Below are 7,092 nucleotides of genomic sequence, written 5' to 3'. Positions count from 1 at the left end.
TTGGAATGAAAAGCGGGAAAAGCTTCGTAAATTAATCGAATCGAAGGGCTTTTACCGGTGAAATTTTGGTTATAATGTAAGATGGAATTAACAAAACCAGAAGACTTATTATAATTGTTCCTAAATTTACACCTATAAAGAAAAGCCAATTAAAGGATACAGGAGCTTGGGTGACGTAATAATTTTCGGGATTGAGTTTTATGATTCCAAATTGATACTGCAGTAAGAGGAGGGTTATTGCAATTAGATTACCCCAAAGCAATCCTCTAAGAATAATATAAAAAGCGTTGTAGAGAAATATTTTTCGGATTGCCCAATTGTTGGCTCCAAGAGCTTTGAGTATGGCTATCATTTGGGTTCGCTCCAGAATGAGAACCAAAAGAGCCACTATCATGTTTATGGTGGCTACAACAATCATTATAACTAAAATAACTATAATATTAAAGTCGAATAACTCGAGCCATTCAAAAATATAATAGTACTTGTCTGTAATGGTTTTACTGTCTAAACTGTAGGGTATTTGTTCATATACTTCCTCACCCTTTTGACTTATTAGATTAAAATCATCGACAAAAACTTCAAAAGCTCCTACTTCATGGGATTTCCAACGATTGATGCGTTGAATGTGCCGAATATCACCCAATATATAAGTGGCATCAAATTCTTGAAATCCGGAATTGTAAATTCCGACCACTTTAAAAACTCTTAGATTAGGCATTTCGTTACTGTCTTCTTTTAAGAAAAAAGTATTAAATGTATCGCCTACTTTTAAAAATAATCGGTTGGCAAGAAATTGAGAAATGAGAATCTCCTGATTGAGTTGGTTTTTGACATTTGGAATTCGACCTTCTAAAATATACTCCTGAAGATTATCCCAATTATAATCTGCTCCAATACCTTTTAAAATTACTCCTTCAAAAGCTTGCTCGGTTCTGATAATTCCCGCTTTAGTAGCAACAGCCTGAATGTGGCTAATACCTTTTACAGATTTAAATTCGGGATAAAACTCTTGAAGGATTGAAACAGGAACCTTGCTTACTTCCGATTGATTATCATCAAAATTAGAAATAATTATATGCCCATTAAAAGCGGAGACTTTTTGGCGTATTTTTTGTTGTAAACCCAAACCGGTTGCCACAGAGAGCAACATCATTACAATACCAATTGCTATAGCAGATATTGCAATTTTTATAATTGGTTTAGATATACTACTTTTATGCTGTTTTGAAGTAGTTAATCTTTTCGCGATAAAAAATTCTAAATTCAAGGGTATTGGATTTATTGCAAATATAGATTTTTTTTTGGGTGCTAGTGTTATAGAGTAGCAGAGAGACAACGCTTTTTTATTATTTTAAATTATGAAGTATTACTTGTTTTGCCTTGGAATATTGGGAGTATTAATTTGTTGTGGAGTGAAAAATAAAGGAGAATACACTCATTTGAATACAAATCTCACAGATTCACATTTCGAAAATAAATTGGAGAGAATTATTACGGGTTCAGAAAACTATGAGGCTTATGTGAATTTATTATTAGGCAAAAAAGTTGGAATAGTAACCAATCAAACAGGAATTATAACTTATCCTTATTCCAAAGGAGACTTGGTATATAGTACCGTTGATGTTTTTATTGAAAAGGGAATTATAGTTCAAAAAATCTATGCACCTGAACATGGTTTTCGTGGTACAGCAGATGCCGGAGAATTGATTAAAGACGGTAAAGACAGTAAAACCGGATTACCCATTATCTCACTTTATGGAGATAATAAAAAACCAAAACCGGAGCAATTAACCGGAATTGAGGTAATGGTTTTTGATTTGCAAGATGTGGGTGCCCGATTTTATACTTACATTTCATCTCTGCATTATGTAATGGAAGCTTGTGCCGAAAATAACATTCCGCTTATTGTTTTAGACCGACCCAATCCGAATGGAAATATTGTTGACGGTCCGATTTTAGAAAAAGAATTTACCAGTTTTGTGGGCATGCACCCGATACCCGTTTTACATGGTATGACAATCGGTGAATATGCTAATATGATTAATGGTGAAAAATGGTTGAAGAATGGTATTCGATGTCAATTGACAGTTATTCCATGTTTAAATTACAATAGAAGCATGAAATACAGTTTACCTGTAAAACCATCTCCGAATTTACCAAATGACCAATCAATCAATTTATATGCGAGTTTGTGTTTTTTTGAAGGAACCAATGTGAGTGTGGGTCGCGGAACGGAAAAACAATTTCAGATTTATGGTTCGCCTTTTTTATCAAAAACAGATTTTAGTTTTACGCCTCAACCCAATTTAGGAGCCAAAGACCCGATGCATAATGGAAAATTGTGTTATGGAGAGGATTTAAGTACCCAGGAAAAAGTGAATCGATTGGAATTAAAATGGCTTTTGAAAGCTTACGAATCAACTGCTGATAAAAAAGTATTTTTTAATTCGTTTTTTGTAAAACTGGCCGGTACAAAAAAATTGCAAGAGCAGATTGAAAATGGAGTTTCAGAAAGTGAAATTCGAAAAAGTTGGGAAAAAGGTCTGCTAACTTTTAAAGACATGAGGAAGAAATATTTAATCTACCCTTAAATTTCCACCTCAATATTGGGGTTAATTTTCAGCAATTCTTCTACAAATTCTTTTTTCAATTTTGGTGAAATTAATACTTCATCATATGTATTGTAAACAATAGCAATTCTATCTAATGATAAAGCCGGAGAGCTTAATGGATTATTTGTTTTGTATATTCTTTTAATCGAATGAATGTCAATTTTTACCCCCCAAACTTTTAGCATAGTTCCTTCGATCACATATTTTATTTTTGAAAACATCCAAAACATGACAATTAAAATTGAAATCATTATGATTGACAAACCATATTGATTAGTTTGAATACCCTCCAAAATTGGATATCCAAAGATTACCAAAATTAAGAGTAGTAGCCACCAATCTATTTTTGACTTGTAAGTTCTCATATTATAAAGGTAACTTTTTTTTCATTTCTTCTACAATATTATAGGCGGCAGGACAAATGGCTACATTTTTCAATGTTAAATCTGATATTTGTTGAAATTTTTTACGGTCGGTATGAGGGAATTCGCGACAAGCTTTGGGACGAACGTCATAAATAAAACATTTATTATCGCTATCTAGAAATGTACACGGAACCGATTTCAAAACAAAATCATTGTCTTCATCAATTCTAAGGTATTGGTCGATAAATTGTTGTGGTTTTTGCTTGAAATGCTTTGAAATACGTTCAATATCAGCCGACGTAAAAAGCGGACCGGTTGTTTTGCAACAATTGGCACACGCTAAACAATCCGTCTTTTTAAATTCGGCTTCATGTAAATCTTGCATCACATAATCCAAATTTTTGGGTGTTTTCTTTTTTAGCTTATCAAAATACTTTTTGTTTTCGATATGCTTATCTTTGGCTAGTTTTCCGAGTTCCTTTAATTGTGGTTTCAAGTTTCAAGTTTCAGGTTGAACTGCAAAATTAGTGAACTTGAAATTTGAAACCTAAAACAAAAAAAATGAAAGACCTCTTTGGAAAAGCCATTTTAGACTATCAAACCGGGAATAACCCGGAAGATATTATCACAGAAACATCTATTTCTGAAGCAGATGAAATGAGTGTAGCTTATCTGTTTCGAAATTTCAAAGAAATGCCAAAACTGGAAAAAAAAGCTTTAGCACTATCAAATGGAAAAGTTTTGGATGTGGGTTGTGGAGCCGGAAGTCATTCTTTGTATTTGCAAAAAAAAGGATTAAATGTGACGGCAATAGATATTTCTAAAAACGCAATTAAAGCTTGTGAATTAAGAGGTTTAATAAATTGTTATGTTTCAGATATTTTAGAATTTAATACTTCGGAAAAATTTGACACAATCCTATTATTAATGAATGGAACAGGGATTTTTGGCCAATTAAAAACGATTTCTTCTTATCTCAAAAAATTAAAATTACTTTTAAACGAAGACGGTCAAATTCTGATTGACAGTTCCGATTTGATTTATATGTATGACCAAGATGATGCAGGTGCGTATGAAGTTCCGGCTGATAAGTATTATGGTGAATTAACATTTACCATTCATTACAAAGGAGAAAGTGAAGAACCTTTTGATTGGTTGTATTTGGACTATAACACACTTCAAAATGCCGCTCATGCTCACGGATTACTATGTGAATTGATTGAAGAAGGAGAACATTACGATTACCTAGCTAAACTAACTTTATAAAAAAACCCGACTCAAGGTCGGGTTATATTTATTGCATATATTTCATCATGAGGGTTTGTATTCCTTGCCCCCAATCCTGTCCTACTTGTTGTCCTTTGGCATACAATACTTCAGTTTTTGAAGCCAATTTTTTACCCACTTCAGAATCGTAAAATTTTAAAAGCGATTTAATGTCTTCATGCGTAAATTCAGTCATGTACATATCTGCCATTTTGCTCATCAAATCGTTAATAGAAGCGTCTAGCTCTTTTTGAAAATCGGCTCTTTTAGCTTCAGGAATGTTTGAACTCAAATCTTTTGTTAGCATTCTAAAGGTATTTACCTGGCCACTAATCTCTAAATATCTTAGTATATCTTTCTTGAAAGCATCTTGCGAAAACCCTAATTGAGAAACTAAAACAAAGGCGATTGTAAAAATTAATTTTTTCATTTTGTTGATTTTAAATAGCTGTAAATATAAATTAATTTAAGGAATATTCAAATATTTATGGGTTTGCAACGATACTCTCCATTTCGGATTTTTCATCACATACTCAACAATTAAAGGCGTCATTTGTTCTTTTTTACTCCACTCAGGTTGTAAAAATAAAATAGCATCCGAATTTACTTTTGCCGCTTGTTCTTCTGCAAAAATGAAATCGTGTTTGTTGTAAATGATAACTTTCAACTCATTGGCCAAATCATACGCACTTTGAACCGGCAACTTATTTTTCTTAGGTGAAAGGCAAAACCAATCCCATTTTCCCGTAACGGGATAACATCCCGATGTTTCAATATGAATATTTACTCCAACACTTTTCAATTTTTGAGTTAACGGATCCATATCCCATGTAAGTGGTTCACCACCGGTAATTACCACAGTATCCGAATATTTTTTAGCATTCGAAACAATGGTATCTATTTCGGTTGGTGGATGAAGCTCGGCATTCCAACTTTCCTTCACATCACACCAATGACAACCCACATCGCAACCGCCAATTCGAATAAAATATGCCGCGGTTCCGGTATGATAGCCTTCGCCTTGAATGGTATAAAATTCTTCCATCAACGGAAGCATTTCTCCTTTTTCGACAGCTAATTGTATTTCTTTTTGAAGCATTTATACTGAAATAAGTGTGCAAAGATAAGGAAATGGATGCTTGGATTTTTTAGATTGTTAGATTATTCGATTTTTTTGATTGTCAGAAAAAAGAATGCTTTTAAGAAATGCTATTTTTTGAATCATTTCCTTTTAGTACATTTGAAATATAAATCTATTATTATGAGTAAAGCCGAAGAATTCAGTACACATATTAAAAACGGATATGCTTGCAAAGGTGATTTTATAACGCTTGGAGGAGCTATGTTAGATGGTGTTCCCGTTGGTGGTGAAGCCCATGTTAATATTGCTTTAAAAACCTTAAACCGTCATGGATTGATTGCCGGAGCAACCGGAACAGGTAAAACCAAAACTATTCAGGTACTCTCCGAACAACTTTCTCAAAACGGAATTCCGGTATTGATGATGGATATCAAAGGAGATTTCTCCGGAATTGCGATGCCGGGAATTGAACAATCTTTTATCATGGAGCGTCATACTAAAATCAATTTAGGGTATGAAACCAAAGGTTTTCCGGTAGAATTGATGACCATTTCCAAACAAAATGGAGTTCGCTTACGAGCTACAGTTTCTGAATTTGGTCCGGTTTTATTTTCACGCATTTTAGATTTGAATGATACGCAAGGTGGTGTTGTTGCGGTTATTTTTAAATATTGCGACGACCATCATTTGCCTCTTTTGGATTTAAAAGATTTTAAAAAAGTACTACAATATATCACCGAAGAAGGTAAAGCCGAAATTGAAAAAGAATACGGTCGGATTTCCACTTCTTCAACGGGTTCGATTTTGCGAAAAATCATTGAATTAGAACAACAAGGTGCCGATGTTTTTTTTGGGGAATTATCCTTTGACATCAATGATTTGATGCGAATTGACCAAAATGGAAACGGTTATGTCAACATTATTCGCTTGACCGATATTCAAGATAAACCGAAGTTGTTTTCGACGTTTATGCTGAGTTTATTAGCCGAAATTTACAGTACCATGCCGGAACAAGGCGATGCCGGCAGACCGGAATTGGTCATTTTTATTGACGAGGCCCATTTGATTTTTGACCAAGCCAGTAAAGCTTTGCAAGATCAGATTGAAACTATCGTGAAATTGATTCGCTCCAAAGGAATTGGTATTTATTTTATCACGCAAAACCCGCAAGATATTCCGGCTGGAGTGTTGAGTCAGTTGGGTCTAAAAATCCAACACGCGTTGCGAGCTTTCACGGCAAACGACCGAAAAGCGATTAAAATGACAGCTGAAAATTATCCGTTATCCGATTATTACAAAACGGACGAAGTAATTACGCAACTCGGAATTGGAGAAGCCTTTGTAACAGCCTTAAATGAAAAAGGGATTCCTACTCCACTAGTTGCCACAATGCTACGTGCACCAATGAGTCGCATGGATGTGTTGACGCAACCGGAGATTGATTCGCATATTACAAGTTCAAAATTGGCAAAAAAATACAATGAAGTGATTGACCGTGAAAGTGCGTATGAATTATTAAACAAAAAAATTGCCGTTGCTGAAGAACAAGCTGCAAAGCGTGCTGAAGAAGTGGCCAAACAAAAAGAAGCTCAAAAAAATACAACCAGTACTACTCGACGAGCACCCGAAAGTCAAACCACAAAAGCGGTAGTAAAAGTATTAACCAGTGCTACTTTTATTCGCGGTGCATTGGGAATTTTGAGTAAGATGTTTAAGAAGTAAAAGGAAATGGGTAAAGGGTAATAGGTAATTGGTGAATTTTAAATCA

Annotated in this window: 8 protein-coding genes; 3 read left to right on the top strand and 5 right to left on the bottom strand. The window is 34.2% G+C overall.

Going from position 1 to position 7,092, the window contains the following annotated elements; all coding sequences use genetic code 11:
• Positions 1-31: 31 nt before the first annotated feature.
• Positions 32-1,267 (bottom strand): ABC transporter permease, encoded by a 1,236-nt coding sequence (locus tag V7M80_RS06190; protein WP_333694787.1) that lies wholly within the window; start codon positions 1,265-1,267, stop codon positions 32-34.
• Between the two features lie 91 nt (positions 1,268-1,358).
• Between V7M80_RS06190 and V7M80_RS06185 the strand changes: the two genes are divergently transcribed.
• A complete protein-coding gene (locus tag V7M80_RS06185; RefSeq protein WP_442902344.1) occupies positions 1,359-2,591 on the top strand; it encodes an exo-beta-N-acetylmuramidase NamZ family protein in 1,233 nt (410 codons plus the stop codon).
• Here the strand turns inward: V7M80_RS06185 and V7M80_RS06180 are convergent.
• Together V7M80_RS06180 and V7M80_RS06175 are read right to left on the bottom strand one after the other, a co-directional pair.
• Complete coding sequence (locus tag V7M80_RS06180) at positions 2,588-2,863, bottom strand: PH domain-containing protein (protein WP_333694783.1); 276 nt, start codon at positions 2,861-2,863, stop codon at positions 2,588-2,590. The genes V7M80_RS06185 and V7M80_RS06180 overlap by 4 nt on opposite strands.
• A 115-nt stretch (positions 2,864-2,978) precedes the next feature.
• Positions 2,979-3,473: a YkgJ family cysteine cluster protein gene (locus V7M80_RS06175; RefSeq protein WP_333694781.1), complete on the bottom strand. Its 495-nt coding sequence runs from the start codon at positions 3,471-3,473 to the stop codon at positions 2,979-2,981.
• 65 nt (positions 3,474-3,538) lie between these two features.
• On the opposite strand from V7M80_RS06175, the gene V7M80_RS06170 reads away from it, so the two are divergent.
• A complete protein-coding gene (locus tag V7M80_RS06170) occupies positions 3,539-4,243 on the top strand; it encodes a class I SAM-dependent methyltransferase (protein WP_333694779.1) in 705 nt (234 codons plus the stop codon).
• Positions 4,244-4,271: 28 nt separating this feature from the next.
• Here the strand turns inward: V7M80_RS06170 and V7M80_RS06165 are convergent, their stop codons facing one another.
• A complete protein-coding gene (locus V7M80_RS06165; RefSeq protein ID WP_333694778.1) occupies positions 4,272-4,673 on the bottom strand; it encodes a DUF2059 domain-containing protein in 402 nt (133 codons plus the stop codon).
• Between the two features lie 36 nt (positions 4,674-4,709).
• On the bottom strand, positions 4,710-5,342 hold the full coding sequence (locus V7M80_RS06160; protein WP_333694776.1) for a 7-carboxy-7-deazaguanine synthase QueE: 633 nt from the start codon (positions 5,340-5,342) through the stop codon (positions 4,710-4,712).
• Between the two features lie 162 nt (positions 5,343-5,504).
• Between V7M80_RS06160 and V7M80_RS06155 the strand changes: the two genes are divergently transcribed.
• The gene (locus V7M80_RS06155; protein ID WP_333694775.1) at positions 5,505-7,046 is read left to right on the top strand and encodes a helicase HerA-like domain-containing protein; all 1,542 of its coding nucleotides are present in this window, start codon (positions 5,505-5,507) and stop codon (positions 7,044-7,046) included.
• The last annotated feature ends 46 nt before the right edge of the window (positions 7,047-7,092 follow it).

It is taken from the genome of Flavobacterium sp. (genome assembly GCF_036759525.1).
Classification (GTDB): Bacteria; Bacteroidota; Bacteroidia; order Flavobacteriales; family Flavobacteriaceae; genus Flavobacterium.
Note: the sequence above shows the minus strand (reverse complement) of the source record. Positions and strands in the feature narration are given on the sequence as shown.

What these genes read in the sequence shown, in the direction of transcription:
- V7M80_RS06180 (WP_333694783.1), bottom strand. Translation starts at nt 2,863, where the DNA reads ATGATTTCAATTTTAATTGTCATGTTTTGGATGTTTTCAAAAATAAAA.
- V7M80_RS06155 (WP_333694775.1), top strand. Translation starts at nt 5,505, where the DNA reads ATGAGTAAAGCCGAAGAATTCAGTACACATATTAAAAACGGATATGCT.
- V7M80_RS06160 (WP_333694776.1), bottom strand. Translation starts at nt 5,342, where the DNA reads ATGCTTCAAAAAGAAATACAATTAGCTGTCGAAAAAGGAGAAATGCTT.
- V7M80_RS06170 (WP_333694779.1), top strand. Translation starts at nt 3,539, where the DNA reads ATGAAAGACCTCTTTGGAAAAGCCATTTTAGACTATCAAACCGGGAAT.
- V7M80_RS06185 (WP_442902344.1), top strand. Translation starts at nt 1,359, where the DNA reads ATGAAGTATTACTTGTTTTGCCTTGGAATATTGGGAGTATTAATTTGT.
- V7M80_RS06165 (WP_333694778.1), bottom strand. Translation starts at nt 4,673, where the DNA reads ATGAAAAAATTAATTTTTACAATCGCCTTTGTTTTAGTTTCTCAATTA.